We start from the raw sequence: 25,819 nt of genomic DNA on the forward strand, positions 1-25,819 counted from the left end.
TCAGTTGCGCACCGGCTTGCCGGTAGTCAGCATGCCGGTGATGCGTTCCTGGGTCTTGGGCGAATTGAGCAGCTCCAGGAAGGCCTGCCGCTCCTGGGCCAGCATCCACTCTTCGTCCACCAGAGAGCCCGGATCCACGTCGCCGCCGCAGATCACCGTGGCGACCTGCTCGGCGATGCGAAAATCGTAGTCGGAGATGAAGCCCCCGACCTTCATGTTCAGCAATTGCGCCTTGAGGGTGGCGATGCCGTCGCGCCCGGCCACCGGGAAGCGGCGCGGCAAGGGCGGACGCCAGCCTGCGCAGGCCAGGGCCAGCGCCTGGCGCACGGCCACGTACAGCAGCTCGTGCCGATTCATGATGATGGTGTCGGATTCGCGCAGATAGCCGATCTGGCGCGCTTCCAGGGCGGAACGCGAGACCTGGGCGCTGGCCACCGCCAGCGCGAAGCGCTTCAGGTACGCCAGCAAGGGCGCATCCGGCGCGCCCTGGGCCTGCAGTTCCGCGGCGCGGCGCGCGCAGAACGCCAGCCCGCCGGCGCCGGGCACCAGGCCTATGCCCACTTCCACCAGGCCGATGTACGTCTCGAAATGCGCCACGCGGTGCGCGCAGTGCACGGACAGCTCGCAGCCGCCGCCCAGAGCCAAGCCCGCCAGGGCCGCCACGACGGGCACCTGGGCATAGCGCAGGCGCAGCACCATGTCCTGCATTTCCCGCTCGATGGGTTCGACCGCCGCCACGCCGCGCTGCTCAAACAGCGGCAGTATGGCCTTCAGGTCCGCGCCGGCCGAGAACGGCTCGCCCGTCTGGGCGATGACCAGCGCCTGGTACGAGGCCTCGGCCAGTTCCACGGCCTTGACCAGCCCGCGCACCACGCCCGGGCTGAGGGTGTGCATCTTGGTCTTGAAGGAGACGATGAGCACGTCCTGCGGATGGGGAGCCGGCAGGGTCCAGCAGCGCACGGACTCGTCCTCGAACACGGTGTGCGTCTCCATGGGATCCACTTCGCCCACCAGCAGGGGGGCGCCGATCTGGCGCTGGTACACGGGCAGCATGCTGCGGCCTTCGAAGCGGCCCTGCGCGGGGTTCCAGGACCCGGCCGACGTGTGCACGCCCTGCGCCTCCCAGACCGGGCCGCGCGTGGCCCAGTCGGGCAGGGGCTGGCTGCTGAGCGCCTTGCCGTACTGGATGTCCTGCATGATCCATTGCGTGACCTGGCGCCAGCCGGCCGCCTGCCAGATCTCGAACGGGCCCTGCTTGTGGCCGAAGCCCCACTTCAGGGCCAGGTCCAGCTGGCGCGCATTGTCGGCGATATCCTGCAGGTGCACGGCGCTGTAGTGGAAGGTGTCGCGCAGCACGGCCCAGACGAACTGGGCCTGGGGATGGGTTGATTCCCGCAATTGGCGCAGGCGCTCGGCCGGATCGCGCACCGCCAGGATGGCGGCCACGTCCGGATCGATGGTCCGATCCGCGGGCACGTAGTCGCGCTGCTCGGCATCGAAGCGCTGAATCTCGCGCCCTTTCTTGCGATAGAAGCCCGCACCCGTCTTCTGGCCCAGGGCGCCGGCGTCGATCAAGCCCTGGACTTCGGGAGGCAGGCCGAAATGCTCATGGAAGCTGTCGTCGGGCAGATGGTCCTGCATGGTGCGGATGACGTGCGCCAGGGTGTCCAGCCCCACCACGTCCGCCGTGCGGTACGTACCGGACTTGGCGCGCCCCAGGCGCGTGCCGGTCAGCTCGTCCACCTGTTCGTAAGTCAGGCCGAAACGGCGCGCCTGCTCGAACACGGACAGGATGCCGAACACGCCGATGCGGTTGCCGATGAAGTTGGGCGTATCCTTGGCGTGCACGACGCCCTTGCCCAGTTGCGACACCAGAAAGGTTTCCAGGGTGTCCATCAGTTCGGGCTGGGTATAGCGGGTGGGAATCAGCTCCACCAGGTTCATGTAGCGCGGCGGGTTGAAGAAGTGCACGCCGCAGAAGCGGTGCCGCAGTTCTTCGGGCAGGACTTCGGCCAGGGACGTGATGGACAGCCCGGACGTATTGCTGGCGATGATGGCGTGCGGATGCAGGGCCGGCGCTATCTTGCGATACAGGTCCTGCTTCCAGTCCAGGCGTTCGGCGATGGCCTCGATGACCAGGTTGCACTGTCCCAGGCGGTCCAGGTCGTCTTCGTAGTTGGCCGGCTCGATCAGGTCGGCCAGGTCAGGCGTGCCCAGAGGGGCCGGGTTCATTTTGCGCAGATTGGCGATGGCGCGCGTCACGATCCCGTTCTTGGGCCCTTCACGGGCCGGAAGGTCGAACAGCACCACGGGAATGCCGGCGTTGACGCAATGGGCGGCGATCTGCGCCCCCATGACGCCGGCGCCGCAGACCGCGACCCGGCGCAAGGCCCGGGCTCCGCCCGCCACCGCACTGGTTGGACTAGATGTCATAGGTTTGTCTCCAAGAAACCGGAACCCTGCGCACGCGAACGCAACAGCCTGGCGCCCTGAAATGCGCAGCGATTTAATAATCGTACACGCTGGACGTGCTTTTGCAACATGAGGATTCTTTTATTTTTAAACAAAGCTGGACGCAGATCAAATCGCGCCGTCCACGGCTCGACCGCATCCCTGCCCGACCGCTCGCCGGCGGCACGGCAGCGTCGTCAGAAAAAAATTCAAACACTTGTTTCAATCTCTTTTATTTCAATGATGTGAACATCATTCAGGCTAGCTTCCAGCGGATCATCGTGCTTGTTCAGGCGCATTTTTGCAAGCCTGCGCGGCAGGCGGATCCGAGCTGTTTCACACTTATTTTTCCTATTTATTTTTTTGCATTTTTTATTTAATTTTTATTTCGACTTTTCTTTTTTCAATTTGTGATCGACTTTCAAACGGAGGACGTGCACAGGCCGGCGGCCGGCCCGCACAGACAGGTGCAGGCGGTGCTTCTATGCCAGAATAGAATTGCTTTCACCTTCAACCATTCAGTCGACCGAGGTAACAACGTGGCCGGGCCCCCGGAACCTTCTCAGCGCCTCCTGTCCCTGACCGGACTGTTCCTGGCGTTCGCCCGCATCGGCGTCACCAGTTTCGGCGGCGGGCTCAGCGGCTGGCTGATGCGCGAGTTCGTCGTCCAGCGCCGCCTGATGAGCCAGGACGACTTCCTGAGCGGACTGGCGCTGTCCCAGGCCCTGCCCGGCATCAATGTCGTCAACCTGGCGATCTGGATAGGCTATCGTCTTCGCGGCGGGCCGGGCGCCACCGTGGCGGCGCTGGGCATGGTGGTGCCGCCGCTGTTCGTCGCCATCCTGATGCTGGTCGGCCTGGAGCAACTGACCGGCTCGGACCTGGCCCGCCAGGTCATGGCCGGCGTCGCCGCCGCCGCCATCGGCCTGTCGCTGGAAATGGGCGTGCGCTCGGCGCGGCGCGCTTCACAAGGGCTGCTGCCCATCCTGTTGATGGCCGCCGTGTTCCTGGGCATCTTCGTGATGGAATGGAGCCTGATCGCCGTGGTGCTGGTCACCGCGCCGCTGTCCATCTGGGTCGCCTGGCGCCGCCTGGATCCTCAACGGGCGCAGTGACCATGCTGATCGTCCTGCTGCAGCTGATGCGCGTCTTCGCCCCGCTGTCCTTCCTGACGGTGGGCGGCGGACAAAGCATCATCCCCGAAATCCACCGCCAATCGGTGGAGATCCACGGCTGGATCAGCAACCAGGAGTTCCTGGACCTGTTCGCGCTCTCGCGCCTGACCCCCGGCCCCAAATCGCTGCTGGTGACGATGGTGGGCTGGAAGACCGCCGGCTGGGCCGGCGCGCTGGCGGCGTCCGTGGCCATCTTCCTGCCCTCGGCCCTGCTGATCTACTACCTGGCCACGGTCTGGAAACGCTATGAAGGAACCCGCTTCATCCGTGCCGTGGAAACCGGCCTGCTGCCCATCGCGGCGGGCATGATCCTGGCGGCCAGCGGCACCATCCTGAAAGCCGCCGAAGGCGGCCCCTGGGCCTGGGGCGTCGCGCTGGCGGGCACCGCCTTGCTGCTGCGCACCCGCATCAACCCCTTGGTGCTGCTGGCCCTGGGCGGCCTGCTGTTCGCCCTGGTGCGCCCGCTGGGCTGACCCCTTTTTCTGGCGCGCCGCCGCGCCGGGCCGTCAAAGCAAAGACTCTTCCGGGTCGGATTGCGCCAGCAAGACGTCTTCCAGGCGACGCGCCTCGCGCTCCAGCAGCGTCACCACCTGTGCCAGCCGGGCCTCGTCCAGGCGTGCGCGGGTGGTGGACACGCTCAGGCAGGCTCCCGGCTGGCCGCGGCCGTCCCGTATGGGCACGGCAACCGAGCGCACGTCCGCCTCGGCCGCGTCGCGCACGGCGTAGCCCTGCTCGCAGGCCTGCCGCCAGCGGCGCTCGGCCTCCTGTTCGCCCTGCGGATCGCGCTGGCGCAGGAAGGCCGCGTTGCGGCGCAGTATGCCCAACACCTCCGCTTCCGGCAGATGCATCAAGAGCGCGATGCCGCTGGCGCCCCGCCCGAGCGGCCGACGCACGCCCACGTCCAGCGTGAAAGCCTTGAACAAATGCGCCCCCGAGCGGCGGTCCAGGCACAGCAGATCCAGCCCGCTGCGCTTGGACACGAAAGCCGTATCGCCCGTCTCTGCCGCGATGCGCGCCACCGAAGGCCGGCACATGGTGGCGAAGTCGTAGTCGGCGCTGGCCGTCAGGCCCAGTTCCGCCACCATGGCGCCCAGGAAATAGCGGCGGCTGTAGGGTCGCTGGCGCACCACGCCCTGCGTCTGCAGTTCCGCAAGCAAACGGTGCACCGTGGGCTGGGACAGGCCCGTCAGTATCGTCAGGTCCTTCAGGCGCACCCCCGTTCCCTGGTGATGAGCGATCACGCGAAGAATATCGAAGGCCCGGCCCAGACTTTGCACTGAAGACATAAAAAAACTCCACCATACGGATTACTTGTAAATACGTTAAGCAGTTCATTGACAAGGATTTATCGTTTTATTTACGCTATCCAGCAATTAGTTAACGCATTAATTAATCCATATTATGGACTTTTATACGGAGTAGCACAATGACTCAGACCCCCGCCTCGGCCGGCGCCCGTTTCCGTCAGGCCCTGAAAGAAGAACATCCGCTGCAGATCGTCGGCACGCTCAATCCCTACACGGCCATGATGGCCAAGACGCTGGGCTTTCGCGCCATCTACCTGGCCGGCGCCGGCGTAGCCAATTATTCCTATGGCCTGCCCGACCTGGGCATCACCAATCTGAGCGACGTGCTGACGGACCTGCGCCGCATCACCGACGCCGTGGACTTGCCCGTCGTGGTGGACGTGGACACGGGCTTTGGCGGCGCCTTCATGATCGCCCGCATGATGAAAGGCCTGATCAAGGACGGCGCAGCCGCCCTGCACATGGAAGACCAGGTGCAGCTCAAGCGCTGCGGCCACCGCCCCGGCAAGGAGATCGTCAGCCAGGGCGAGATGCTGGACCGCATCAAGGCCGCGGTGGACGCCCGCACCGATCCGGACTTCTTCATCATCGCCCGTACCGACGCGCTGGCCATCGAGGGCCTGGAGAAGGCGCTGGACCGCGCGCAGGCTTATCTGGACGCCGGCGCCGACATGATCTTCGCCGAAGCCTGCACCACGCTGGAGGAATACGCCGCCTTCGCTCAACGCCTGAATCGTCCCCATTCGGTGCTGGCCAACATCACCGAATTTTCCAAGACGCCCAACTTCACCACCGAGGAGCTGGCGCAGGCCGGCGTATCAGCCGCCTTGTACCCGCTGTCGGCCGCCCGCGCCATGAATGCCGCCGCCTTGCGCGTCTATCAGGAAATCCGCCACAAAGGCACGCAAAAAGGCGTGCTGGACATCATGCAGCAACGCGAAGAGCTGTACAAATTCCTGGATTACCACGCCTACGAGGCGCGCATCGACGCCCTGTTCTCGCAACAGAAATAAACCTTCCCGATGAGGAAGGACGAGGAGACGACCATGATCAAGACCCCTTTGCGCCTTGTGGCGGCCTGCCTGCTGAGCGCGGCCGGCGCCGTCCACGCCGCGCCCTATCCAAACGGGCCCATCCGCTTCATCGTGCCCTTCGCTCCCGGCGGGGGCACCGATGTGGTGGCTCGCATCCTGGCCAAGGAACTGGCCAAGGAGCTGGATGCGACCGTGGTGGTGGAGAACAAGCCCGGCGCCAACGGCATCATCGGCACCAAGACGGCGCTGCAGGCGCCGGCCGACGGCCAGACCATCGTGCTGGCCATCGAAGCCACCGTGGCCATGAGCCCCTGGCTCTACAAGAACACCGGCTACAGCTACAAGGACTTCGCGGGCATCTCGCAGGTGTCCGCCCAGCCCTATCTGCTGGTGGCCAATCCCGCCGTCAAAGCCGACTCGCTGCGCTCGCTGAGCGAACTGTCGCAGAAGGAAGCGGGCGAGCTGAACTATGCCACCGGCGCCTCGGCCGCCTTTCTGGCCGGCGAGGCCCTGAAAGCGGCCACGCACCTGGACATGCTGAACATCCCCTATAAAGGATCGGGCGAAGCCATCAGCGACGTGGTGGGCGGCCGGGTGCAGTTGATGATCTCCAGCCCCGTCTCGGTCCTGCCCCATTTGCAGCAAGGCCAGCTCAAGCCCATCGCCGTCACCAGCCGCGAACGCTACCGGCTGCTGCCGGACCTGCCCACCGTGGCCGAGCAAGGCTACCCGGGCTTCGACGTGGTGGGCTGGTACGGGCTGGCCGCTCCGGCCGGCACGCCGCCCGAGATCATCCGCACCTTGCACGCCGCCACCCAGAAGGCCCTGGAGTCGCCCGAGCTGAAGACCCAGTTCCAGACTGCCGGGGTCGAGCCCAAGGGATCGAGCAGCGAAGCCTTCGACGCCCTGATGAAGAGCGAGACGCAGCGATGGGAGCAGCCTATCAGGGACGCCGGGCTTTTCCAAAAATGACACAAGGAGTTATCCATGCCTCACGCCTGGATTGAATACAGCAGCAATATCGAGCACGACGAAGAAATCCAGACCCTGGGCCCCGCCCTGCACAAGGCCATGATAGACAGCGGCATCTTCCCGCTGGCGGGCATACGCATACGCCTGCTGCCCATCCAGAACGCCCTGATCGCGGACGGCAACCCGCGCAACGCCTTCGTGCACATCGTGCTGCGCATCGGCCACGGTCGGGACGAAGCCACGCAGAAGCGGGTGGCGGACGGGATCTTCGAAGCGCTCACCCGCCACCTGGCGGCCTTGAGCGAGCGCCGGCCCACGGCCATCGCCTTCGAAGTGCAGGAAATGCACCCCACCCTGAACTACAAGGCCAACTCCATCCGCAAATTCATGAACCAGGACGGAGTCTGAGATGCCGATTGTCTGCTATCGCCACCAGGGCGCGCGCGCCATCGGCGTGCTGCGCCAGGGCCTGATCCATCCTCTGGACGCGGACGCCGCCGCCATGAAGGCCCTCTTGTCCAGGCCGCAAGAGCTGGACGGCCGCATCGCCCAGGCGCTGGCCGCGCCCGGCCTGGCCCAGTATCAGGTCGAATTCCTGCCCACTCTGTTCGAGCCCGAGAAGATCTTCTGCGTGGGCGTCAATTACGCGGACCGCAACGAGGAATACAAGGACGGCAGCGCCGCGCCCGCCTACCCCAGCCTGTTCATGCGCACCGCGTCCACCTTCGTGGGCCATGGCCAGCCCCTGCTCAAGCCCGCCATCAGCGAGCAGTTCGACTATGAAGGCGAGATCGTGCTGGTGATCGGCAAGGAGGACGCTGCATCGCCCGCGAACAGGCCCTGGAGCACGTGGCCGGCCTGTGCATCGCCAACGAAGGCACGGTGCGCGACTGGCTGCGCCACGGCAAGTTCAACGTCACCCAAGGCAAGAACTTCGAGGCCAGCGGCAGCATAGGCCCCTGGATGACGCTGCTGCGCGACCCCGCCCAGCTCCAGGACCTGCACCTGCAGACCTGGGTGAACGAGGAACTGCGCCAGGACGACACCACCGCGAACCTGATCTTCGGCTTCGACCGTCTGATCGAATACATTTCGCAGTTCAGCCGCCTGATGCCCGGCGACGTGATCCTGACCGGCACGCCCACGGGCGCCGGCGCGCGTTTCGACCCGCCCCGGTACCTGCGGGACGGCGACCGCCTGCGCATCCGCGTGAGCGGCCTGGGGACCCTGGAAAATCCGGTCGGCCCCGCGCGCCGCTGAGCCCTGCACGCGCCCGAAGCCCGCCTGCCGGCAGGCGGGCCGGGCGCGATTGCGTTGAGTGTCAGACAGCGCAAGCGGTACAATGACAGGTCCATTCAACCGTCCTTGCCCGCCTCATGGCCGAAAATACTGACCAAGCCGTACTAAAACTGGACTCCGCCTCGCTGGGCTACGGGTCCTTTACCGTGCTGTCGGACATCTCCATGTCGGTCTGCAAGGGTCAGGTCGTGGCCATGATGGGCGGCTCGGGCTCCGGAAAAAAAACACTTCTGCGCGCCGCCACGGGCCAGATCCGCGCCCAGAAAGGCGTGGTCGCGGCCTTCGGCCAGGACATCGCGCAACTGGACGGCGAGCAGTTGCGCCGCACTCGCAAGCGCATGGGCGTGCTTTTCCAGCAAGGCGCCCTGTTCACCGACCTGAACGTCTTCGAGAACGTCGCCTTTCCCCTGCGCGAACTGACGCGCATCTCCGAAGCGCAGATCCAGGAGCGCGTGCTGGACAAGCTGGACGCCGTGGGCCTGCGCGCCGCGGCCCACCTTGGCATCAGCGAGATTTCCGGCGGCATGGCCCGCCGCGTGGCCCTGGCGCGCGCCATCGTGCTGGAGCCCGAACTGATCCTGTACGACGAGCCCTTCGCCGGCCTGGACCCGATTTCCATGGGCATCACCGCGCAACTCATCCGCGACCTGACGGACCGCCTGAACTGCGCCTCGGTCCTGATCACGCACGATGTCGCCGAATCCTTCGCCATCGCCGATCAGGTCTACATCGTGGGCCAGGGGCGGCTCATCGCCCAGGGCGCGCCCGCCCAGTTGCGCGATTCCGCCGACCCTTATGTGCGGCAATTCCTGCGCGGCGAACCGGACGGCCCCATCGCTTTCAATTATCCCGTCACCCCGGCTTTCGAAGCCTGGCTCAAGAACCGGACGACGCGACCATGAATCTGATCACCCGCCCCTTCGCCGCCCTGGGCGCCGCCGTGCGCAGCAGCATCTTCGGCCTGGGCGCCTTCAGCCGCCTGCTGGTCAACCTGCTGGCGCGCTCCTCGCTGCTGTGGCGGCGTCCGCGCCTGGTTTCGCAACAAATACATTTCATTGGCAACTATTCGCTGCTGATCATTGCCGTTTCAGGGCTTTTCGTCGGTTTCGTGCTGGGCCTGCAAGGGTACTACACCCTGAACCGCTATGGCTCCGAGGAAGCCCTGGGCCTGCTGGTGGCCCTGTCGCTGGTGCGCGAGCTGGGCCCGGTGGTCACCGCCCTGCTGTTCGCCGGGCGCGCGGGCACGTCCCTGACCGCCGAGATCGGCCTGATGAAGGCCGGCGAACAGATCGCCGCCATGGAAGTCATGGCCGTGGATCCCTTGCGCCGCCTGCTGGTGCCGCGCTTCTGGGGCGGGGTCATCGCCATGCCCATCCTGGCCGCCGTGTTTTCCATGGTCGGCATTCTGGGCGGCTACGTGGTGGGCGTGCAACTGATCGGCATCGACGCCGGTTCGTTCTGGTCGCAGATGCAGAACGGCGTGGACGTCATCGACGACGTGCTCAACGGCTTCATCAAGAGCGTGGTGTTCGGCGTCATTGTCACCCTGATCGCGCTCTATATGGGCTGGCACGCCAAGCCCACCCCCGAAGGCGTCTCCCGCGCCACGACCCGCACGGTGGTCAGCGGCGCGCTGGCGGTGCTGGGCACGGACTTCCTGCTCACCGCCCTCATGTTCAGTTAATTATTTAGGAATTGCTCAGCTATGAATCGCGAGAAAACCGATTTCTGGGTTGGCCTGTTCGTACTGCTGGGGCTGGTCGCGCTGGCGTTCCTGGCCCTGCGCGCCGGCAACCTCAGCTCCTTTTCGCTGGCCCAGACCTACGAGGTCTCGGCCAAGTTCGACAACCTGGGCGGCCTGAAGCCGCGCGCGCCCATCAAGGCCAGCGGCGTGGTGGTGGGCCGGGTGCGTTCGATCAGCTTTGACAACGTCGACTTCAAGGCCGTGGTCACCATGGACATGGACGAACAGTATCAATTCCCGGCCGACACCTCGGCCTCCATCCTGACCTCGGGCCTGCTGGGCGAGCAGTACATCGGACTGACGGCCGGCGGCGACGACAAGAATCTGCAGAACGGCAGCACCATTGCCTACACCCAAAGCGCCGTGGTGCTGGAAGAACTCATCAGCAAGTTCCTCTACAACTCGGCCGCCAAGGAAGGCGACGCCGGCTCGGGCAAATAAACCGCAGCCCCTGCTGCCCCAACAAGAACACGAAACCATGACTACAGACACGACCCGTCGCTCCTACGCGCTGCCGCGCGCCGCCCGCCTGGGCCTGATCGGCGCCACGGCCGCCCTGGCCGCCGGCTGCGCCAGCGTGCCCAACCCTAATCCCAACGACCCCTGGGAAAGCATGAACCGCGGCATCTACACGTTCAACGAAAATGTGGACCAGGCCCTCATCAAGCCCATCGCCGAAGGCTATACGGCGCTCACGCCCCAACCGGTGCGCACCTGCGTCAGCAACATCTTCAACAACCTCGGCGATGCCTGGTCGGCGGTCAACAGCTTCCTGCAAGGCGAGCACATCGACTTCTTCAACACGCTGGGCCGCGTGCTGTTCAACTCCACCATGGGCCTGGGGGGCTGTATCGACGTGGCCACCATGAACGGCTCGCGCCGCATCCCCAACGACTTCGGCATCACCCTGGGCGTGTGGGGCATCAAGCCCGGCCCGTACGTGGTGCTGCCTTTCTTCGGCCCCAGCACGGTGCGCGACGGCCTTGCGCGCGGCACCAGCTTCATCGAAGGGTTTTCGTCCACCGGACCCATCATGGCCATCCGCGACGTGCCCGTGCGCAACAGCATCATGGGCCTGTGGGCCGTGGATGCGCGCGCCGGCCTGCTGGATGCGGAAAAACTTGTTAACGACATTGCCCTTGACCGGTACAGCTTCATACGCGACGCTTACCTGCAACGACGCAACGCCATGGTCCAGTCGCGCCGAACCGGCGGCGACACCAGTCAGGATCTGCCCGACTACTCGGATGCTGACGAATAAGACCCGGCCTGCCCGCTTCACATTGAATCTGGAGTTTTACGCATGAACCCACGTCCCGCCGCCGGCGGGACTGCTTTGCAGTCCTCGCCCTCCCGTCTCTTTCACTGGTTCCTGGCCGCCTGTGCGATCCTGGCCCTGTGCCTGCACACGGCCGCCCAGGCCCAGGTCATCGACCCCAAGGCGGCGCCCAACGACTTCGTGGCGGCCGTCGGCAGCAAGGCTCTCCAGGTCGTCAAGGACAGCGACGCCATCCGCAGCGGCAGCCGCAGCGCCATCCTGTCCGCCGTGGACCAGCACATCCTGCCCTACGTGAACCTGGAGAAGACCACGCGCCTGGCCGCCGGCCGCTATTGGCGCCAGGCCACGCCCGAGCAGCGCCAGCAACTGGTGGAAGCCTTCAAGGGCACCCTGGTGCGCACCTACAGCGGCGCCCTGTCCCGCGTGGACGACAAGACCCAGCTGAACATCCTGCCCTTTCGCGGCGACCCCAACGCCGACGACGTGGTCGTACGCTCCTCGCTGACCCAATCCAGCGGCGCCCCCGTGGGCGTGGACTCCCGCATGGAAAAGACGCCCGCGGGCTGGAAGATCTACGACCTGAGCGTGGAAGGCATCTGGCTGATCCAGAACTACCGCAACCAGTTCTCCCAGCAGATCGAGCAGAACGGCATCAACGGCCTGATCCAGGCGCTCAACAACCAGAACAAGTAAGCCGGCCGCCCTTCACGGGGCGGCAGGGCGCGCTCTGGCCATGAGCTTATAACCAGACCAGAGTCGTACCCTATAATAAAGAACCTGACCACCGCCGCGGCAGGCCCTGCGCACCAGCGCAGGCCCGCTCTTGCCACAGGGGCGCCGCGGCGGCGACAACCACAGCACACCCGCGTCAGGCCAACCTTAATTGCCATGTCCGCCCTTAAACTCGACAACGTCAGCAAACGCTTTGCGCCCCGCCGCCGCGGCCTCAAAAGCCTGTTTTCCCCTCCCCGCACCGACGCCGGCTTCCTGGCCGTTGACCAGGTCAGCCTGACCATCGAGCACGGCGAGTTCTTCGGCCTGCTGGGCCCCAACGGCGCGGGCAAGACCACCCTGATCTCCATGCTCGCCGGCCTGACCCAGCCCACCAGCGGCAAAGTCAGCGTCTGCGGCTACGACGTGCGCACCCAGTATCAGCAGGCGCGCCGCTCCCTGGGCGTAGTGCCCCAGGAAATCGTCTACGACCCCTTCTTCACCGTGCGCGAGACCCTGCGCCTGCAATCAGGCTACTTCGGCCTGAAGCACAACGACGACTGGATCGACGAGATCCTGGCCAACCTGGCCCTGACGGACAAGGCCGACGCCAATATGCGCGCCCTGTCCGGCGGCATGAAACGCCGCGTGCTGGTCGCCCAGGCGCTGGTGCACCGCCCGCCCGTCATCATCCTGGACGAACCCACCGCCGGCGTGGACGTGGACCTGCGCCGCACCCTGTGGGAATTCATCATCCGCCTGAACCAGCAGGGCCACACCATCCTGCTGACCACGCACTACCTGGAAGAGGCCGAAGCCCTGTGCGGACGCTTAGGCCTGCTCAAGCACGGCAACATCGTCGCCCTGGACACCACCCAGGCCATCATGGAGCGCGCCGGCGGGACCGACCTGGAAGACGCATTCGTACGCATCATGCACAACGAAGGAAAAATGGGAGTGGCCCTATGAACCAACCCGCCTCCCCCAAGCACTGGGGCGTGCCCCGGAACGCCGACGCAGCCGCGCCGCGCCCCGGCACGGTGCAGCCGCCCGCGCAGCCCGCCATGGGCTCGGGCTTTCCCACGCTGCTGCGCAAGGAACTGATGCGCTTCTGGAAAGTCGCCTTCCAGACCATCGCCGCTCCGGTGCTGACGGCGCTGATGTACCTGCTGATCTTCGCCCACGTGCTCGAAGGCCGCGTCACGGTGTACGACTCCGTGCCCTACACCGCCTTCCTGATCCCCGGGCTCATGATGATGAGTATGCTGCAGAACGCCTTCGCCAATCCCTCGTCCTCGCTGATCCAGAGCCGCATTTCCGGCAACCTGGTGTTCATCCTGCTGCCGCCGCTCTCGCACCGCGAGATCTTCGCCGCCTACCTGCTGGCCTCCATCGCGCGCGGCGTGGGCGTGGGCATATGCGTGTGGGCCATATCCGTATTCTACGTGCACCTGCCCGTGGCCAACCCGCTGTGGGTTATCCTCTTTGCCGTCATGTCCTGCGGCATCATGGGCACGCTGGGCCTGATCGCCGGCCTCTGGTCCGAGAAATTCGACCAGTTGGCCGCGTTCCAGAACTTCCTGATCATGCCGGCCACCTTCCTGTCCGGCGTGTTCTACTCGATCCACAGCCTGCCGCCCTTCTGGCAGACGGTCTCGCACTGGAATCCGCTCTTCTACACCATAGACGGGTTCCGCTACGGGTTCTTCGCCGCCTCGGACGTCTCGCCCTGGTTCAGCTTTGCCGTCGTCGCCGGCGTCTTTGCTGCGCTGTGCCTGATTTCGCTACGCCTGCTCGCATCAGGCTATAAATTACGGAATTGATCTCATGTTGCCGACCCCTGAACAAGTACGCCAATACATTGCCGACAACCTGCCCTGCGACCACCTGCACGTCGATGGCGACGGCTCGCATTTCGAGGCGCTGATCGTCAGCCCCGCCTTTGAGGGCAAGCGCCTGATCGCCCGCCACCAACTGGTCTACAAGGCCCTGGGCGACCGCATGAAGGCCGAGATCCACGCCCTGTCCATGCGCACCTTGACTCCCGACGAATACAAGGCCAATCCGAATGGATAAATTACGCATTTCGGGCGGCCAGCGCCTGAACGGGGAAATCTCCGTCTCCGGCGCCAAGAACGCCGCCCTGCCCATTCTGTGCGCCAGCCTGCTGACGGCCGACACCGTGGTGCTGGACAATGTGCCGCGCCTGCGCGACATCGACACCACCCTCAAGCTGCTCGGACAACTGGGCGTGGCGCAGGAGCGCAACGGCACGCTGGCCCTGACCGCCGCCGATATCACCAGCCTGGAAGCGCCTTACGAGCTGGTCAAGACCATGCGCGCCTCCATCCTGGTGCTGGGCCCGCTGCTGGCCCGCTTCGGCGAGGCGCGCGTCAGCCTGCCGGGCGGCTGCGCCATAGGCCAGCGCCCCGTGGACCAGCACATCAAGGGACTGGCGGCCATGGGCGCGGAGATCCACGTCGAGCACGGCTTCGTCAATGCGCGCGCCAAGCGCCTGCGCGGCGCGGTGGTGCGCACCGACATGATCACTGTCACGGGCACGGAGAACCTGATGATGGCCGCGGTGCTGGCCGAGGGCCAGACGATTCTGGAGAACGCCGCCCGCGAACCGGAAATCATCGACCTGGCCGAACTGCTCATCAAGATGGGCGCCCGCATCCAGGGCCACGGCACCGACCGCATCGTCATCGACGGCGTGGATCGCCTGCACGGCGCCGAACACCGCATCTGCCCGGACCGCATCGAGACCGGCACCTTTCTGTGCGCCGTGGGCGCGACCGGCGGCGAGCTCATCCTGCGCAATACCGACGCCCAGGCCCTGGGCGCCACGCTGGACAAGCTGCGCGAGGCCGGCCTGCACATCGAGACGGGCGCGGACTGGATCAAGGGCTCCATGCAGGGCCGCCCCAAGGCCGTGGGCTTTCGCACCAGCGAATACCCGGGCTTTCCCACGGACATGCAGGCCCAGCTGATGGCGCTGAACACCATCGCCGACGGCACCTCCTCCGTGGTGGAAACCATTTTCGAAAACCGCTACATGCACGTCCAGGAGCTGAACCGCCTGGGCGCGCAGATCGAGATCGACGGCCACGTGGCGGTGGTCAAGGGCGTGCCCTACCTGACCGGCGCCACCGTCATGGCCACCGACCTGCGGGCCTCCGCCAGCCTGGTCATCGCCGGACTGGCCGCCCGCGGCGAAACCACCGTCTAGCGCATCTACCACCTGGACCGCGGCTACGACCGCATGGAAGCCAAGCTCCAGGCCGTGGGCGCGCAGATCGAGCGCATCAGCAGCAAGGAAAACGCATGAGCCCCGCCAGCCTGAACCAGCCCCTGACGCTGGCCCTGTCCAAGGGCCGCATCTTCGACGAGACCCTGCCCCTGCTGGAAGAAGCCGGCATCAAGGTGCTGGAAAGCCCCGAAACCTCCCGCAAGCTGATCCTGCCCACCAACAATCCGGACCTGCGCCTGATCATCGTGCGCGCCACCGACGTGCCCACCTACGTGCAGTACGGCGCCGCGCACATCGGCATCGCCGGCAAGGACGTGCTGTACGAACACATGGAGCAGCACCCCGGCGGCCTGTACCAGCCCGTGGACCTGAACATCGCCCGCTGCCGCCTGTGCGTGGCCGTGGCCGAGGGCTTCGACTACCACTCCGCCGTCAAGCAGGGTTCGCGCCTGCGCATCGCCACCAAGTACACCCGCGCCGCGCGCGAGCACTTCGCCGGCAAGGGCGTGTACGTGGACCTGATCAAGCTGTACGGCTCCATGGAACTGGCGCCGCTGGTGGGCCTGGCCGACGCCATCGTGGACCTGGTGTCCAGCGGCGGAACCCTGCGTGCCAACAAGCTGGTCGAAGTGGAAGAAATCGCCACGATCTCCTCGCGCCTGATCGTCAACCAGGCCGCCATGAAGAACCGCGGCCCGCAACTGCAGCCCCTGATCGACGCCTTCTCGCGCGCCTCCGTGGAGCACGACCCGGCCTAGACCCAGTTGCCCGCAGACTGCGGCGACATGGGTGCCCGAGGGCCGGCCCGCCCCATGGCCCCCCCCCCCTAAGCCAAACGGTATACACTGCCTGTTGAACTTCTGTTTTTCTCTATAGCGTCATGTCACTGATCCATCGCCTGAATGCCGAGTCCGCCCAGTTCGACGCCGAACTGCGCTCGTTGCTGGCCTATGAGGCCTCCGAAGACGAATCCATCGAACGGGCCTGCGCCGACATCCTGCATCGCATCCAGCATGAAGGCGATGCCGCTTTGCTCGACTACACGCGCCGCTTCGACCGCCTGGACGTGGACCAGGCCGCCGCGCTGGAGATTTCCCGCGAAGAACTGCAGGCCGCGCTGGACGGCCTGCCCGCCGATCAGCGTGAGGCCCTGGAGCAGGCAGCCGAGCGCGTGCGCCGCTACCACGAGCACCAGCGCGCCCAGACCTGGACCTATACCGAAGCCGACGGCACGGTGCTGGGCCAGCAGGTCACCGCGCTGGACCGCGTGGGCCTGTACGTGCCCGGCGGCAAGGCCGCCTATCCCTCGTCCGTGCTGATGAACGCCATCCCGGCCAAGGTGGCCGGCGTGCCCGAGCTGATCATGGTCACGCCCACGCCCGACGGCGTGCGCAACCCCATCGTGCTGGCCGCCGCCGCCCTGGGCGGGGTGGATCGCGTCTTCACCATCGGCGGCGCCCAGGCCGTGGGCGCGCTGGCCTATGGCACGGACACCATTCCCGCCGTGGACAAGATCGTCGGACCCGGCAACGCCTACGTGGCCTCGGCCAAACGCCGGGTCTTCGGCGTGGTGGGCATCGACATGATCGCCGGCCCCAGCGAGATCCTGATCATCAGCGACGGCAGCGCGCCGCCCGACTGGATCGCCATGGACCTGTTCTCGCAGGCCGAGCACGACGAACTGGCCCAGGCCATCCTGCTTTGTCCGGACGCCGCCTACCTGGACCAGGTCGAGGCCGCCATCGAGCGCCTGCTGGCCACCATGCCGCGCGCCGACATCATCCGCCGCAGCCTGTCCGGCCGGGGCGCCCTGATCAAGGTGCGCGACCTGGACGAGGCCTGCCGCATCAGCAACCACATCGCGCCCGAACACCTGGAGGTGTCCACGCGCAACGCCCGGGACCTGCTGGGCAAGATCCGCCATGCCGGCGCCATTTTCCTGGGCCCCTACAGCTCCGAATCGCTGGGCGATTACTGTGCGGGCCCGAACCATGTTCTGCCGACGGCGCGCACCGCGCGCTTCTCATCGCCCCTGGGCGTCTACGATTTCCAGAAACGCAGCAGCATCATCCAGGTTTCGGAATCGGGCGCGCAGACGCTGGGACCCATAGCCGCCACGCTGGCCGAGGGCGAGGGCCTGTACGCCCACGCCGCCAGCGCGCAATTCCGACTGACCCAATCCTGAAACCGGCCTAGCCGCCGGCCTGACATGCGTACCGCCGAAATCACCCGCAACACCAACGAGACCCGCATCCGCGTCGCCATCAACCTGGACGGCACGGGCCGCCACAACCTGAACAGCGGCGTGCCCTTCCTGGACCACATGCTGGACCAGATCGCCCGCCACGGCCTGATCGACCTGGACGTGCACTGCGAAGGCGACACCCACATCGACGACCACCACACGGTCGAGGACATCGGCATCGCCCTGGGCCAGGCCTTCGCCAAGGCCGTGGGCAACAAGGCGGGCCTGCGCCGCTACGGCCACTCCTACGTCCCCCTGGACGAGGCCCTGTCGCGCGTGGTGGTGGACTTTTCCGGCCGCCCCGGCCTGTTCTATTTTCTGCCCTTCACCCGCGCACGGATCGGCCAGTTCGATGTAGACTTGACGCGCGAGTTTTTCCAGGGCTTCGTCAATCACGCGCTGGTCACCTTGCACATCGATAACCTACGCGGCGAAAACGCACACCATCAGTGCGAAACCGTGTTCAAAGCCTTTGGCCGAGCACTGCGGATGGCGCTGGAGCTCGATCCGCGCAGCGAAGGCGTGGTGCCTTCGACCAAAGGGGTTCTGTAAACCTTCCTTCGGCCAAACATCGTGACAACCATCGCCATTGTCGATTACGGCACGGGCAACATTTTCTCTGTTGCCCGCGCACTGAGCGCCGCCGCGCCCGCTGACCGCGTCATTCTCGCCCAAACCCCCCAGGCCATCCTGGACGCCGACCGGGTGGTGCTGCCCGGCCAGGGCGCCATGCCCGACTGCATGCGCCACCTGGACGAATCGGGCCTGCGCGAGGCGCTGCTGGCCGCGGCCCGCAGCAAGCCCCTGCTGGGGATCTGCGTGGGTGAACAGATGCTGTTCGACCTGAGCGAGGAAGGCAATGTGCCCTGCCTGGGCCTGATGCCCGGACGCGTGCGCCGCTTCGAAGGCCCCGGCTACAAGAGCGCCAGCGGCGCCGGCAGCCCGACACCCTGGAACCCGGCACCCGGGAACCCGGCGTCCTGAAAGTGCCACATATAGGCTGGAATCGCGTGCACCAGAACCGGGACCACGCCCTGTGGGCCGGCATCCCCGACGGCGCCTATTTCTATTTCGTGCACAGTTATTTTGCGGATCCGTCTGATCCAGGCCAAATCTGCGGCACGAGCCAGTACGGCCAGCGCTTTACCTGCGCGGTGGCAACCGCTAATATTTTCGCGGTGCAGTGCCATCCAGAGAAAAGCGCGGACAACGGCCTGCAACTGTTCCGGAATTTCGCCCGCTGGAAACCCTGATTCCAATTACCGTTCCGCGGCTTCTTTCCTTTCCATCCATCAGACTCAGTATTTCTTACGTTTTTACGGCTAAAGACCATGCTTTTGATCCCCGCCATCGACCTCAAAGACGGGCGTTGCGTGCGCCTTCGCCAGGGCGACCTGGACGATGCTACTGTTTTCTCCGATGATCCGGCCGAAATAGCAACACAATGGCTGGAAGCAGGTGCTCGCCGTCTGCATCTGGTGGACCTGAACGGCGCCTTCGCCGGCAAGCCCAAAAACGTGGAAGCCATCAAGTCCATCCTCAAGGCCGTCGACGGCGAAATCCCCGTGCAGATCGGCGGCGGCATCCGCGACCTGGACACGATAGAGCGCTACCTGGACGCCGGCATGACCTATGTCATCATCGGCACCGCCGCGGTCAAGAGCCCGGGCTTCCTGCAGGACGCCTGCAGCGCCTTCCCCGGCAGCATCATCGTGGGCCTGGACGCGCGCGACGGCAAGATCGCCACGGACGGCTGGAGCAAGCTGACCCGCCACGACGTGCTGGACCTGGCCAAGAAATTCGAGGACTACGGCTGCGAGTCCATCATCTACACCGACATCGGCCGCGACGGCATGCTCTCGGGCGTGAACATCGAAGCCACCGTACGCCTGTCCCAGCACGTGAAGATCCCCGTCATCGCCTCGGGCGGCGTCACCAACCTGAAAGACATCGAGGCCCTGTGCGCCGTCGAATCCGAAGGCGTGGAAGGCGTGATCCTGGGCCGCAGCATCTACGAAGGCACGCTGGACTTCGCCCAGGCCCAGGAATTTGCCGACGAGTACCAGGCATGAGCCAGGACGTCGCCAGCGAACTCTCCTGCCGCATCATCCCCTGCCTGGACGTGACCGCCGGACGCGTGGTCAAGGGCGTGAACTTCGTGGACCTGGTCGATGCCGGCGATCCCGTCGAGATCGCCCGCCAGTACAACGAACAATGCGCGGACGAGCTCACCTTCCTGGACATCACCGCCACCTCGGACAACCGCGACCTGATCCTGCCCATCATCGAGCAAGTCGCCAGCCAGGTGTTCATTCCCCTGACGGTGGGCGGCGGCGTGCGCGAAGTGGCGGACGTGCAGCGCCTGCTCAATGCGGGCGCCGACAAGGTCTCCATCAACAGCGCCGCCATCACCAATCCGGACCTGGTGCGCGCCGCCAGCGACCATCACGGCAACCAGTGCATCGTGGTGGCCATCGACGCGCGCCGCGTCAGCGCCGCGGGCGAGCCGCCCCGCTGGGAAGTGTTCACCCACGGCGGCCGCCGGGCCAACGGGCTGGACGTGGTGGAATGGGCCGTGCGCATGGCCGACTACGGCGCGGGCGAGCTGCTGCTGACCAGCATGGACCGCGACGGCACCAAGTCGGGCTTCGACCTCGAACTGACCCGCGCCGTCTCCAGCGCCGTCTCCGTGCCCGTGATCGCCTCCGGCGGCGTGGGCGGGCTGCAGGACCTGGCCGACGGCGTGCTGCAGGGCGGCGCCAGCGCCGTGCTGGCCGCCAGCATTTTCCATTACGGACAACATACGATCGCCGAGGCCAAGGACTTCATGGCCGCCCAAGGCATACAGGTACGCCGCTGATGTCTCCCCTACCCGCCTGGCTGGCCGAGGTCCGGTTCGACGAGCAGGGACTGATCCCCGCCATCGCCCAGGACCAGGCCAGCGGAAAAATCTTGATGGTCGCCTGGATGAACCAGGAGTCGCTGCTGGAGACGGCGCGCACGCGGCGCGCCGTGTACTGGTCGCGCTCGCGCCAGCGCCTCTGGCGCAAGGGCGAGGAATCCGGCCACGTCCAGCACGTCTCGGACATCCGCCTGGACTGCGACGGCGACGTCATCCTCCTGAGCGTCGAGCAGGTCGGCCACATCGCCTGCCATACCGGCCGGGAAAGCTGCTTCTTTCGCCAGCTTCAGGGGCGGGACGAGCAGGCGCAATGGGCCGTCACCGATCCCGTGCTGAAAGACCCGGAGCACATCTACCGATGAGCCAAGAACTGAATCCCGACACCATCCTGGAACACCTGGGCCGCACCCTGAAGTCGCGCCTGCCCGCGCAGGGCGGCGATCCGGCCTCGTCCTATGCCGCCAAGCTGTTCGCCAAGGGACCGGACGCCTTCCTGAAGAAGATCGGTGAAGAAGCCACGGAGCTGGTCATGGCCGCCAAGGACGAGCAGCGCGAGCGCATCGTCAGCGAGGCCGCCGACCTGTGGTTCCACAGCCTTGTAGCCCTGACCTACTACGGCCTGGAGCCGCGCGACGTGCTGGCCGAGCTGGTGCGCCGCGAAGGCACCTCCGGATTGGCGGAAAAAGCCTCCCGGCCGCGCGACGGACTGTAATCCTGTCACGCAGACGCGATACACTGTCCGGATACATGGACTTATTCAAGGCGCCCGCCGGGCGGGCGTCCCGCTACCGAGGTTCCTATGAGCGAGAACTGTCTCTTCTGTAAGATCGCCGCCGGCGACATTCCCTCCAAGAAAGTCTACGAGGACGAGGACTTCCTGGTCATCCACGACATCAATCCGGCCGCTCCGGTGCATATACTGGTAATCCCCAAGCAGCACGTGCAATCCCTGCAGGCAATTTCTCCCGAAGACAGCGTGTGGTTGGGTAAAATGTTGGCAATGGCCCCGACGCTGGCTGCCCAGGCAGGCTGCCGTCCCGGACCCGAGGGCGGCTTTCGCGTCGTGATCAACAACGGCCTCGACGGCGGGCAGGAAATCAATCACTTACACATGCACATCCTGGGCGGTCCGCGCCCATGGGCACATCGCGCAGCCGTGGCTGCATAACGGAGATACATTATGGGTAGCTTTAGCATCTGGCACTGGCTGGTCGTCCTGGTCATCGTCGCCCTCATTTTCGGCACCAAGAAGCTGCGCAACATCGGCTCGGACCTGGGCGGCGCCGTCAAGGGCTTCAAGGAAGGCATGAAAGACGCGGCCGACGACGGCAAGACCCCCGAATCGGTCAGCCAGCGCGCCGCCGATCCTCAGGCCATAGACGTGCAGGCCAAGGAAAAATCCGATCGCGCCTGATCGCTTTTGTGTGAGCTTCAATGTTTGATGTCAGCTTTACCGAGTTAATCGTCATCGGCGTGGTCGCCCTGATCGTCATCGGTCCCGAGCGCCTGCCCAAGGTGGCTCGCACGGCAGGGCACCTGCTCGGCCGCGCGCAGCGCTATGTCAACGAGGTCAAGTCCGACATCCAGCGCGAAATCAACCTGGACGAAGTCAACAAGCTCAGGGACCAGATGGAAGAGGCGGCCCGTTCCGTGCGCTCTTCCGTCGAAGACACGGGCAAGAGCCTGAGCCAGCCGCTGGAGCAGGCGCGCGACGCCCTCCAGCAGGCCTCGGACTCGGCGCGCAGCGCCCTGTCCGCCCAGGCCGACGAGCCCGCCCGGAAAGCGGACGCGCCGCCCGCCGCTCCCGAGCCCGCCGCCGGCGACGCGCCGCAGGACGCGGCCAGGCCCGCGCCCGCACAGTCCGCCCCAGAGGACGCTCCCGCCTCCAACCCCAAAGGACCGACGGCATGAGCACCGAAGCGCCTCAGGAAGACTCCTTCATCTCCCACCTGATCGAGCTGCGCACCCGCCTGCTGCGGGCCGTGCTGACCGTGGTGGGTATTTTCGTGGTGCTGTTCATGTACCCCGGCGCCTCGGCCATCTACGACGTGCTGGCCCAGCCCATGATGGCCTCGCTGCCCGAAGGCACGCGCATGATCGCCACCGGCGTCATCACGCCCTTCATGGTGCCCGTCAAGGTCACCCTGATGGCCGCCTTCGTGCTGGCCCTGCCCGTGGTGCTCTACCAGGCCTGGGCCTTCATCGCGCCCGGCCTGTACAGCCACGAAAAAAAGCTGGCCCTGCCGCTGATCTTCACCAGCACCCTGCTGTTCATCGCCGGCATGGCCTTCTGCTATTTCGTGGTGTTCCGCACGGTGTTCCACTTCATCGCCACCTTCGCGCCGCAGTCCATCACGCCGGCGCCGGACATCGAAGCCTACCTGGGCTTTGTCATGACCATGTTCATGGCCTTCGGCATCACCTTCGAGGTGCCCATCGCCGTGATCCTGCTGGTCAAGACCGGCGTGGTCACGGTGGCCAAGCTGCGCGAGATCCGCGGCTACGTCATCGTGGGCGCCTTCGTGATTGCCGCCATCGTCACGCCCCCGGACGTGGTCAGCCAGATCCTGCTGGCCGCGCCGCTGTGCCTGCTGTACGAAATGGGGATCCTGGCGGCCAGCATGATCAAGAAACGCGAGGTCCCGGAAAGCGAAAGGCGCGAGCTGGACCTCTAAGGGCGCGCCCCGGCCCATGGAAAAAAGCCCCTTGTCGTGGCGACAAGGGGCTTTTTTCATGCCGCGCAGGCCCAAACGGCCGCAGGCCTTAACGGTTCCGGGCCGCCGGCCGCGCGCCCACCTTGACCTTCAGCTCCAGCGTCCTGCCCTCGCGCAGCAGGGACAGGGCGACCTCCTGGCCGGGCTTGATGGGCGCGATCTGGTTCAGCAGGCCGATGGAGTCCGTGACCTTCTGGCCATTGAAGCGCAGCACGATGTCCCCTACCCGCATGCCCGCCTGGGCGCCCGGACCCTGGTGTTGCAGGCTGGCGATGATGACGCCTTCGTCGCTGTCCAGATGGAAGACCTTGGCCAGATCCGGCGTGATGTCCTGCGGCTCCAGGCCCAGCCAGCCGCGCGTCACCACGCCATTGCGGATGATCTCCTCCATGATGGCCAGGGCCGTCGTGGCCGGAATGGCGAAGCCTATGCCCAGGGATCCGCCCGTCTCGGAATAGATGGCGGTGTTGATGCCCACCAGCCGGCCGCGCGCATTCACCAGCGCGCCGCCCGAATTGCCGGGATTGATGGCCGCGTCGGTCTGGATGAAGTTCTCGTAGATATTGATGCCCAGGCGGTTGCGCCCCAGCCCCGACACAATGCCCATGGTCGTGGTCTGGCCCACGCCGAACGGATTGCCGATGGCCAGCACCACATCCCCCACGCGCAGATCCGAACTGTCCTCGGCCGCAATCGCGGTCAGGCCGGGCAGATCGATCTTCAGCACGGCCAGATCGCTTTCCGGGTCCGCGCCTATCAGCCGCGCCCGCGCCTGGCGTCCGTCGGCCAGGGCGACCTCGATGGCGTCGGCCGCCTCGATCACATGGTAATTGGTGAGGATGAAGCCTTCCTCATGTACGATCACTCCCGAGCCCAGGTTGGTATTGGGGCGGCGCTCGATCAGGTCGGGCAGTTCGCGGAACAGGCGGTTCAGCTCTGGATCCTGGAACGGCGACGGATTGCCGCCCAGATGCTTGCTGGTGTACACATTGACCACGGCGGGCGCGGCACTGGCGACGGCGGACGCATAAGACAGGGGCCCCGGCCTGGCTTGCACGGCGCTCGGCGCGACCGGCGAAGCCGGCGCCGGGACAGGCGCGGCTGACTTGGCCGGCGTCGCAGGCGCGCCCAGCCACTGCGGCCTGAGTGTCGCCACGATAAAGAAGCCCGCCAGACAGACCGTCACCGCTTGAGCAAATACCAGCCACAATCGACGCATAGCACTCATTCAGATAAGGATTTCCATGACACAGGTTTCAACTGCCGATCTGGCCAACTGGCTGGACACCACCCTGGATGCCGCCCGGTTCAAGGATTACTGCCCCAACGGCCTGCAGGAGGAGGGCAAGCCCGTCATCCGCAACCTGGTCACCGGCGTGACCGCATCGCCTGGCGCTGGTGGACGCGGCCATCGCCCGCCAAGCGGACGCCATCCTGGTGCACCACGGCTGGTTCTGGAAGAACGAGAATCCCTGCATACGCGGCGCCAGGAAAACGCGCATCGAACGCGTCCTGCAGCACCAGCTTAACCTGCTCGGCTACCATCTGCCCCTGGACGCCCACCCGGAATTCGGCAATAACGCCCAGCTGGGGCGCCGGCTGGGGATAGAGCCGCTGCGCGATGAACAAGGCCGACCCCGCACCTGCGGCCCGGACGGACTGGTCTGGCTGGGCGAATTGGCGGAGCCGGCGACCCTCGAAACCTTTCGCCTGACAGTTTGCAGTAATTTACAACGTGAGCCACTGGTTGTTGGGGATTTACAACGAAACATAGGCCGCATCGCCTGGTGCACGGGCGGAGCGCAGGGTTTCATCGACGCCGCGATCGAAGCCGGCGCGGACCTGTACATCACCGGCGAGGCCTCGGAACAGACCTTTCACAGCGCCCAGGAGAACGGCATCGCCTTCATGGCGGCGGGTCATCATGCCACCGAACGCTACGGCGCCAAGGCCCTGGGCGAGGAGATCGCCCGGCGCTTTGGCATCGAGGTCGAGTTCGTGGATCTGGACAATCCCGTATGAACGGCGGACAGGCGCGCTGACATGACGCTGAACAAGGTTTTATGCGGCTGACAGCTAGACACGGCCCGGTGAAGAAGGGCTAAAATCAAGTATCCGGCAGCGACCCGACTTGGCATTGCCGGCTGGTTTGCATGAACAAAAAGGGTGCCTGACGACACCCTTGCTCTAGCGCATTGATCAGGCAACGCCTTTATTTCTTCAGCGAATCCCGGATCTCGCGCAACAACAGCACGTCCTCGGGGGTTGGCTCAGGAGCGGCTTCCTCCTTCTTGACCACGGTGTCACGCATGCGGTTGACCATCTTCACCATGCAGAACACCACGAAGGCCAGCAGGATGAAATTGATCAGTATGGTCAGGAAGTTGCCCCACGACAGGATAACGGCGCCCGCCTTGGTCAGGGCATCGAAGGTTTCAGGGCCGCTGTAGCCTTCGGGTAGGCGCAAGACCGTGAATTGATTGGTGAAATCGACTTCGCCCCCCAGTATGAAGCTGATGACGGGCATGATGATGTCCTTCACCAGCGAGTCGATGATCTTGCCGAACGCGGCCCCGATGATGACACCGACCGCGAGGTCTATCATGTTGCCCTTGACTGCAAACTCCCGGAATTCGTGGAGAAAACCTCGAGCCTTGTTCATATGTTCACCTTTGATCAAGTCATGCTGTGCTGGGTAACGCTATAATACGCGGTTGAATAATATACCCAGGC

31 protein-coding genes and 3 pseudogenes are annotated in these 25,819 nt (G+C 65.4%); 30 read left to right on the forward strand and 4 right to left on the reverse strand.

The window, feature by feature from the left end:
* Entirely contained in the window at nt 1-2,433 is a 2,433-nt protein-coding gene (locus ACWPWO_RS15240; protein ID WP_454007294.1) for a 3-hydroxyacyl-CoA dehydrogenase/enoyl-CoA hydratase family protein, read from the reverse strand.
* A gap of 101 nt (nt 2,434-2,534) precedes the next feature.
* Between ACWPWO_RS15240 and ACWPWO_RS15245 the strand changes: the two genes are divergently transcribed.
* From ACWPWO_RS15245 to ACWPWO_RS15255, 3 genes are all read left to right on the forward strand, one after another.
* The gene (locus ACWPWO_RS15245; RefSeq protein ID WP_454007295.1) at nt 2,535-2,831 is read left to right on the forward strand and encodes a hypothetical protein; all 297 of its coding nucleotides are present in this window, start codon (nt 2,535-2,537) and stop codon (nt 2,829-2,831) included.
* A 159-nt stretch (nt 2,832-2,990) separates the two neighbouring features.
* Nucleotides 2,991-3,566, forward strand: a complete 576-nt coding sequence (locus tag ACWPWO_RS15250) for a chromate transporter (RefSeq protein WP_454007296.1) — start codon at nt 2,991-2,993, stop codon at nt 3,564-3,566.
* Nucleotides 3,567-3,568: 2 nt separating this feature from the next.
* A complete protein-coding gene (locus ACWPWO_RS15255; protein ID WP_454007297.1) occupies nt 3,569-4,099 on the forward strand; it encodes a chromate transporter in 531 nt (176 codons plus the stop codon).
* Between the two features lie 33 nt (nt 4,100-4,132).
* On the opposite strand, the gene ACWPWO_RS15260 is transcribed toward ACWPWO_RS15255, so the two are convergent.
* Nucleotides 4,133-4,912 (reverse strand): IclR family transcriptional regulator, encoded by a 780-nt coding sequence (locus ACWPWO_RS15260; RefSeq protein WP_454007298.1) that lies wholly within the window; start codon nt 4,910-4,912, stop codon nt 4,133-4,135.
* A gap of 140 nt (nt 4,913-5,052) precedes the next feature.
* Here ACWPWO_RS15260 and prpB point away from each other — a divergent pair, with 140 nt between their 5' ends.
* The 26 genes and pseudogenes from prpB to tatC all read left to right on the forward strand — a co-directional run bounded on the left by prpB (nt 5,053) and on the right by tatC (nt 23,047).
* Entirely contained in the window at nt 5,053-5,946 is an 894-nt protein-coding gene (gene prpB / locus ACWPWO_RS15265) for a methylisocitrate lyase (RefSeq protein ID WP_454007299.1), read from the forward strand.
* 33 nt (nt 5,947-5,979) lie between these two features.
* Nucleotides 5,980-6,939 carry a Bug family tripartite tricarboxylate transporter substrate binding protein gene (locus tag ACWPWO_RS15270; protein WP_454007300.1) on the forward strand — a complete coding sequence of 320 codons (960 nt, stop codon included), beginning with the start codon at nt 5,980-5,982 and terminating at the stop codon, nt 6,937-6,939.
* 15 nt (nt 6,940-6,954) lie between these two features.
* The gene (locus ACWPWO_RS15275; RefSeq protein WP_454007301.1) at nt 6,955-7,347 is read left to right on the forward strand and encodes a 5-carboxymethyl-2-hydroxymuconate isomerase; all 393 of its coding nucleotides are present in this window, start codon (nt 6,955-6,957) and stop codon (nt 7,345-7,347) included.
* Between the two features lies 1 nt (nt 7,348).
* Complete coding sequence (locus ACWPWO_RS15280) at nt 7,349-7,894, forward strand: fumarylacetoacetate hydrolase family protein (RefSeq protein WP_454007302.1); 546 nt, start codon at nt 7,349-7,351, stop codon at nt 7,892-7,894.
* Complete coding sequence (locus ACWPWO_RS15285; RefSeq protein WP_454007303.1) at nt 7,822-8,199, forward strand: fumarylacetoacetate hydrolase family protein; 378 nt, start codon at nt 7,822-7,824, stop codon at nt 8,197-8,199. Before ACWPWO_RS15280 ends, ACWPWO_RS15285 begins: the two co-directional genes overlap by 73 nt.
* A 116-nt stretch (nt 8,200-8,315) precedes the next feature.
* On the forward strand, nt 8,316-9,140 hold the full coding sequence (locus ACWPWO_RS15290) for an ABC transporter ATP-binding protein (protein WP_454007304.1): 825 nt from the start codon (nt 8,316-8,318) through the stop codon (nt 9,138-9,140).
* The gene (gene mlaE / locus ACWPWO_RS15295; RefSeq protein ID WP_454007305.1) at nt 9,137-9,922 is read left to right on the forward strand and encodes a lipid asymmetry maintenance ABC transporter permease subunit MlaE; all 786 of its coding nucleotides are present in this window, start codon (nt 9,137-9,139) and stop codon (nt 9,920-9,922) included. Before ACWPWO_RS15290 ends, mlaE begins: the two co-directional genes overlap by 4 nt.
* 21 nt (nt 9,923-9,943) lie before the next feature.
* A complete protein-coding gene (gene mlaD, locus ACWPWO_RS15300) occupies nt 9,944-10,423 on the forward strand; it encodes an outer membrane lipid asymmetry maintenance protein MlaD (protein ID WP_454007306.1) in 480 nt (159 codons plus the stop codon).
* A gap of 37 nt (nt 10,424-10,460) precedes the next feature.
* Entirely contained in the window at nt 10,461-11,243 is a 783-nt protein-coding gene (locus ACWPWO_RS15305) for an MlaA family lipoprotein (protein ID WP_394062479.1), read from the forward strand.
* Between the two features lie 42 nt (nt 11,244-11,285).
* Nucleotides 11,286-11,954: an MlaC/ttg2D family ABC transporter substrate-binding protein gene (locus ACWPWO_RS15310; protein WP_454007307.1), complete on the forward strand. Its 669-nt coding sequence runs from the start codon at nt 11,286-11,288 to the stop codon at nt 11,952-11,954.
* Between the two features lie 195 nt (nt 11,955-12,149).
* Entirely contained in the window at nt 12,150-12,941 is a 792-nt protein-coding gene (locus tag ACWPWO_RS15315; protein ID WP_394062483.1) for an ABC transporter ATP-binding protein, read from the forward strand.
* Nucleotides 12,942-13,036: 95 nt separating this feature from the next.
* Entirely contained in the window at nt 13,037-13,795 is a 759-nt protein-coding gene (locus ACWPWO_RS15320) for an ABC transporter permease (RefSeq protein WP_454007506.1), read from the forward strand.
* A gap of 4 nt (nt 13,796-13,799) precedes the next feature.
* Nucleotides 13,800-14,048, forward strand: a complete 249-nt coding sequence (locus tag ACWPWO_RS15325) for a BolA family protein (RefSeq protein ID WP_394062485.1) — start codon at nt 13,800-13,802, stop codon at nt 14,046-14,048.
* Nucleotides 14,041-15,303 (forward strand): annotated as a pseudogene (murA, locus tag ACWPWO_RS15330) (UDP-N-acetylglucosamine 1-carboxyvinyltransferase). The gene ACWPWO_RS15325 and the pseudogene murA overlap by 8 nt, the downstream one beginning before the upstream one ends.
* On the forward strand, nt 15,300-15,983 hold the full coding sequence (hisG, locus tag ACWPWO_RS15335; protein WP_454007308.1) for an ATP phosphoribosyltransferase: 684 nt from the start codon (nt 15,300-15,302) through the stop codon (nt 15,981-15,983). Before murA ends, hisG begins: the two are co-directional and overlap by 4 nt.
* A gap of 122 nt (nt 15,984-16,105) precedes the next feature.
* Complete coding sequence (gene hisD, locus ACWPWO_RS15340; protein WP_454007309.1) at nt 16,106-17,410, forward strand: histidinol dehydrogenase; 1,305 nt, start codon at nt 16,106-16,108, stop codon at nt 17,408-17,410.
* A 24-nt stretch (nt 17,411-17,434) separates the two neighbouring features.
* Entirely contained in the window at nt 17,435-18,022 is a 588-nt protein-coding gene (gene hisB, locus ACWPWO_RS15345; protein WP_394062493.1) for an imidazoleglycerol-phosphate dehydratase HisB, read from the forward strand.
* Nucleotides 18,023-18,043: 21 nt separating this feature from the next.
* Nucleotides 18,044-18,723 (forward strand): annotated as a pseudogene (gene hisH, locus ACWPWO_RS15350) (imidazole glycerol phosphate synthase subunit HisH).
* Between the two features lie 78 nt (nt 18,724-18,801).
* Entirely contained in the window at nt 18,802-19,542 is a 741-nt protein-coding gene (hisA, locus tag ACWPWO_RS15355) for a 1-(5-phosphoribosyl)-5-[(5-phosphoribosylamino)methylideneamino]imidazole-4-carboxamide isomerase (protein WP_454007310.1), read from the forward strand.
* Entirely contained in the window at nt 19,539-20,330 is a 792-nt protein-coding gene (hisF, locus tag ACWPWO_RS15360) for an imidazole glycerol phosphate synthase subunit HisF (RefSeq protein WP_454007311.1), read from the forward strand. Before hisA ends, hisF begins: the two co-directional genes overlap by 4 nt.
* Complete coding sequence (hisI, locus tag ACWPWO_RS15365; RefSeq protein WP_454007312.1) at nt 20,330-20,734, forward strand: phosphoribosyl-AMP cyclohydrolase; 405 nt, start codon at nt 20,330-20,332, stop codon at nt 20,732-20,734. The genes hisF and hisI overlap by 1 nt, the downstream gene beginning before the upstream one ends.
* Nucleotides 20,731-21,084 (forward strand): phosphoribosyl-ATP diphosphatase, encoded by a 354-nt coding sequence (locus ACWPWO_RS15370; RefSeq protein ID WP_454007313.1) that lies wholly within the window; start codon nt 20,731-20,733, stop codon nt 21,082-21,084. Before hisI ends, ACWPWO_RS15370 begins: the two co-directional genes overlap by 4 nt.
* A gap of 87 nt (nt 21,085-21,171) precedes the next feature.
* A complete protein-coding gene (locus tag ACWPWO_RS15375) occupies nt 21,172-21,540 on the forward strand; it encodes a histidine triad nucleotide-binding protein (protein ID WP_454007314.1) in 369 nt (122 codons plus the stop codon).
* 12 nt (nt 21,541-21,552) lie between these two features.
* A complete protein-coding gene (gene tatA / locus ACWPWO_RS15380; protein WP_454007315.1) occupies nt 21,553-21,786 on the forward strand; it encodes a Sec-independent protein translocase subunit TatA in 234 nt (77 codons plus the stop codon).
* A 20-nt stretch (nt 21,787-21,806) separates the two neighbouring features.
* Nucleotides 21,807-22,283 carry a Sec-independent protein translocase protein TatB gene (tatB, locus tag ACWPWO_RS15385; RefSeq protein ID WP_454007316.1) on the forward strand — a complete coding sequence of 159 codons (477 nt, stop codon included), beginning with the start codon at nt 21,807-21,809 and terminating at the stop codon, nt 22,281-22,283.
* Complete coding sequence (gene tatC, locus ACWPWO_RS15390) at nt 22,280-23,047, forward strand: twin-arginine translocase subunit TatC (RefSeq protein WP_454007317.1); 768 nt, start codon at nt 22,280-22,282, stop codon at nt 23,045-23,047. Before tatB ends, tatC begins: the two co-directional genes overlap by 4 nt.
* An 88-nt stretch (nt 23,048-23,135) precedes the next feature.
* Here the strand turns inward: tatC and ACWPWO_RS15395 are convergent, their stop codons facing one another.
* Nucleotides 23,136-24,305: a S1C family serine protease gene (locus tag ACWPWO_RS15395; protein WP_454007507.1), complete on the reverse strand. Its 1,170-nt coding sequence runs from the start codon at nt 24,303-24,305 to the stop codon at nt 23,136-23,138.
* A 25-nt stretch (nt 24,306-24,330) separates the two neighbouring features.
* On the opposite strand from ACWPWO_RS15395, the pseudogene ACWPWO_RS15400 reads away from it, so the two are divergent.
* Nucleotides 24,331-25,108, forward strand: a pseudogene (locus ACWPWO_RS15400) (Nif3-like dinuclear metal center hexameric protein).
* Between the two features lie 190 nt (nt 25,109-25,298).
* On the opposite strand, the gene mscL reads toward ACWPWO_RS15400, so the two are convergent.
* Nucleotides 25,299-25,748, reverse strand: coding sequence for a large conductance mechanosensitive channel protein MscL (gene mscL / locus ACWPWO_RS15405; protein ID WP_394062515.1), 450 nt, complete (start codon nt 25,746-25,748; stop codon nt 25,299-25,301).
* Nucleotides 25,749-25,819: the final 71 nt, after the last annotated feature.

It is taken from the genome of Alcaligenes sp. Marseille-Q7550 (genome assembly GCF_965112015.1).

Excerpts from the sequence above, each read along its gene's own strand:
- ACWPWO_RS15240 (WP_454007294.1), bottom strand. The coding sequence starts at position 2,433 with ATGACATCTAGTCCAACCAGTGCGGTGGCGGGCGGAGCCCGGGCCTTG.
- ACWPWO_RS15255 (WP_454007297.1), top strand. The coding sequence starts at position 3,569 with ATGCTGATCGTCCTGCTGCAGCTGATGCGCGTCTTCGCCCCGCTGTCC.
- ACWPWO_RS15260 (WP_454007298.1), bottom strand. The coding sequence starts at position 4,912 with ATGTCTTCAGTGCAAAGTCTGGGCCGGGCCTTCGATATTCTTCGCGTG.
- prpB (WP_454007299.1), top strand. The coding sequence starts at position 5,053 with ATGACTCAGACCCCCGCCTCGGCCGGCGCCCGTTTCCGTCAGGCCCTG.
- ACWPWO_RS15270 (WP_454007300.1), top strand. The coding sequence starts at position 5,980 with ATGATCAAGACCCCTTTGCGCCTTGTGGCGGCCTGCCTGCTGAGCGCG.
- ACWPWO_RS15275 (WP_454007301.1), top strand. The coding sequence starts at position 6,955 with ATGCCTCACGCCTGGATTGAATACAGCAGCAATATCGAGCACGACGAA.
- ACWPWO_RS15280 (WP_454007302.1), top strand. The coding sequence starts at position 7,349 with ATGCCGATTGTCTGCTATCGCCACCAGGGCGCGCGCGCCATCGGCGTG.
- ACWPWO_RS15290 (WP_454007304.1), top strand. The coding sequence starts at position 8,316 with ATGGCCGAAAATACTGACCAAGCCGTACTAAAACTGGACTCCGCCTCG.
- mlaE (WP_454007305.1), top strand. The coding sequence starts at position 9,137 with ATGAATCTGATCACCCGCCCCTTCGCCGCCCTGGGCGCCGCCGTGCGC.
- mlaD (WP_454007306.1), top strand. The coding sequence starts at position 9,944 with ATGAATCGCGAGAAAACCGATTTCTGGGTTGGCCTGTTCGTACTGCTG.
- ACWPWO_RS15305 (WP_394062479.1), top strand. The coding sequence starts at position 10,461 with ATGACTACAGACACGACCCGTCGCTCCTACGCGCTGCCGCGCGCCGCC.
- ACWPWO_RS15310 (WP_454007307.1), top strand. The coding sequence starts at position 11,286 with ATGAACCCACGTCCCGCCGCCGGCGGGACTGCTTTGCAGTCCTCGCCC.
- ACWPWO_RS15315 (WP_394062483.1), top strand. The coding sequence starts at position 12,150 with ATGTCCGCCCTTAAACTCGACAACGTCAGCAAACGCTTTGCGCCCCGC.
- ACWPWO_RS15320 (WP_454007506.1), top strand. The coding sequence starts at position 13,037 with ATGGGCTCGGGCTTTCCCACGCTGCTGCGCAAGGAACTGATGCGCTTC.
- ACWPWO_RS15325 (WP_394062485.1), top strand. The coding sequence starts at position 13,800 with ATGTTGCCGACCCCTGAACAAGTACGCCAATACATTGCCGACAACCTG.
- hisG (WP_454007308.1), top strand. The coding sequence starts at position 15,300 with ATGAGCCCCGCCAGCCTGAACCAGCCCCTGACGCTGGCCCTGTCCAAG.
- hisD (WP_454007309.1), top strand. The coding sequence starts at position 16,106 with ATGTCACTGATCCATCGCCTGAATGCCGAGTCCGCCCAGTTCGACGCC.
- hisB (WP_394062493.1), top strand. The coding sequence starts at position 17,435 with ATGCGTACCGCCGAAATCACCCGCAACACCAACGAGACCCGCATCCGC.
- hisA (WP_454007310.1), top strand. The coding sequence starts at position 18,802 with ATGCTTTTGATCCCCGCCATCGACCTCAAAGACGGGCGTTGCGTGCGC.
- hisF (WP_454007311.1), top strand. The coding sequence starts at position 19,539 with ATGAGCCAGGACGTCGCCAGCGAACTCTCCTGCCGCATCATCCCCTGC.
- hisI (WP_454007312.1), top strand. The coding sequence starts at position 20,330 with ATGTCTCCCCTACCCGCCTGGCTGGCCGAGGTCCGGTTCGACGAGCAG.
- ACWPWO_RS15370 (WP_454007313.1), top strand. The coding sequence starts at position 20,731 with ATGAGCCAAGAACTGAATCCCGACACCATCCTGGAACACCTGGGCCGC.
- ACWPWO_RS15375 (WP_454007314.1), top strand. The coding sequence starts at position 21,172 with ATGAGCGAGAACTGTCTCTTCTGTAAGATCGCCGCCGGCGACATTCCC.
- tatA (WP_454007315.1), top strand. The coding sequence starts at position 21,553 with ATGGGTAGCTTTAGCATCTGGCACTGGCTGGTCGTCCTGGTCATCGTC.
- tatB (WP_454007316.1), top strand. The coding sequence starts at position 21,807 with ATGTTTGATGTCAGCTTTACCGAGTTAATCGTCATCGGCGTGGTCGCC.
- tatC (WP_454007317.1), top strand. The coding sequence starts at position 22,280 with ATGAGCACCGAAGCGCCTCAGGAAGACTCCTTCATCTCCCACCTGATC.
- ACWPWO_RS15395 (WP_454007507.1), bottom strand. The coding sequence starts at position 24,305 with ATGCGTCGATTGTGGCTGGTATTTGCTCAAGCGGTGACGGTCTGTCTG.
- mscL (WP_394062515.1), bottom strand. The coding sequence starts at position 25,748 with ATGAACAAGGCTCGAGGTTTTCTCCACGAATTCCGGGAGTTTGCAGTC.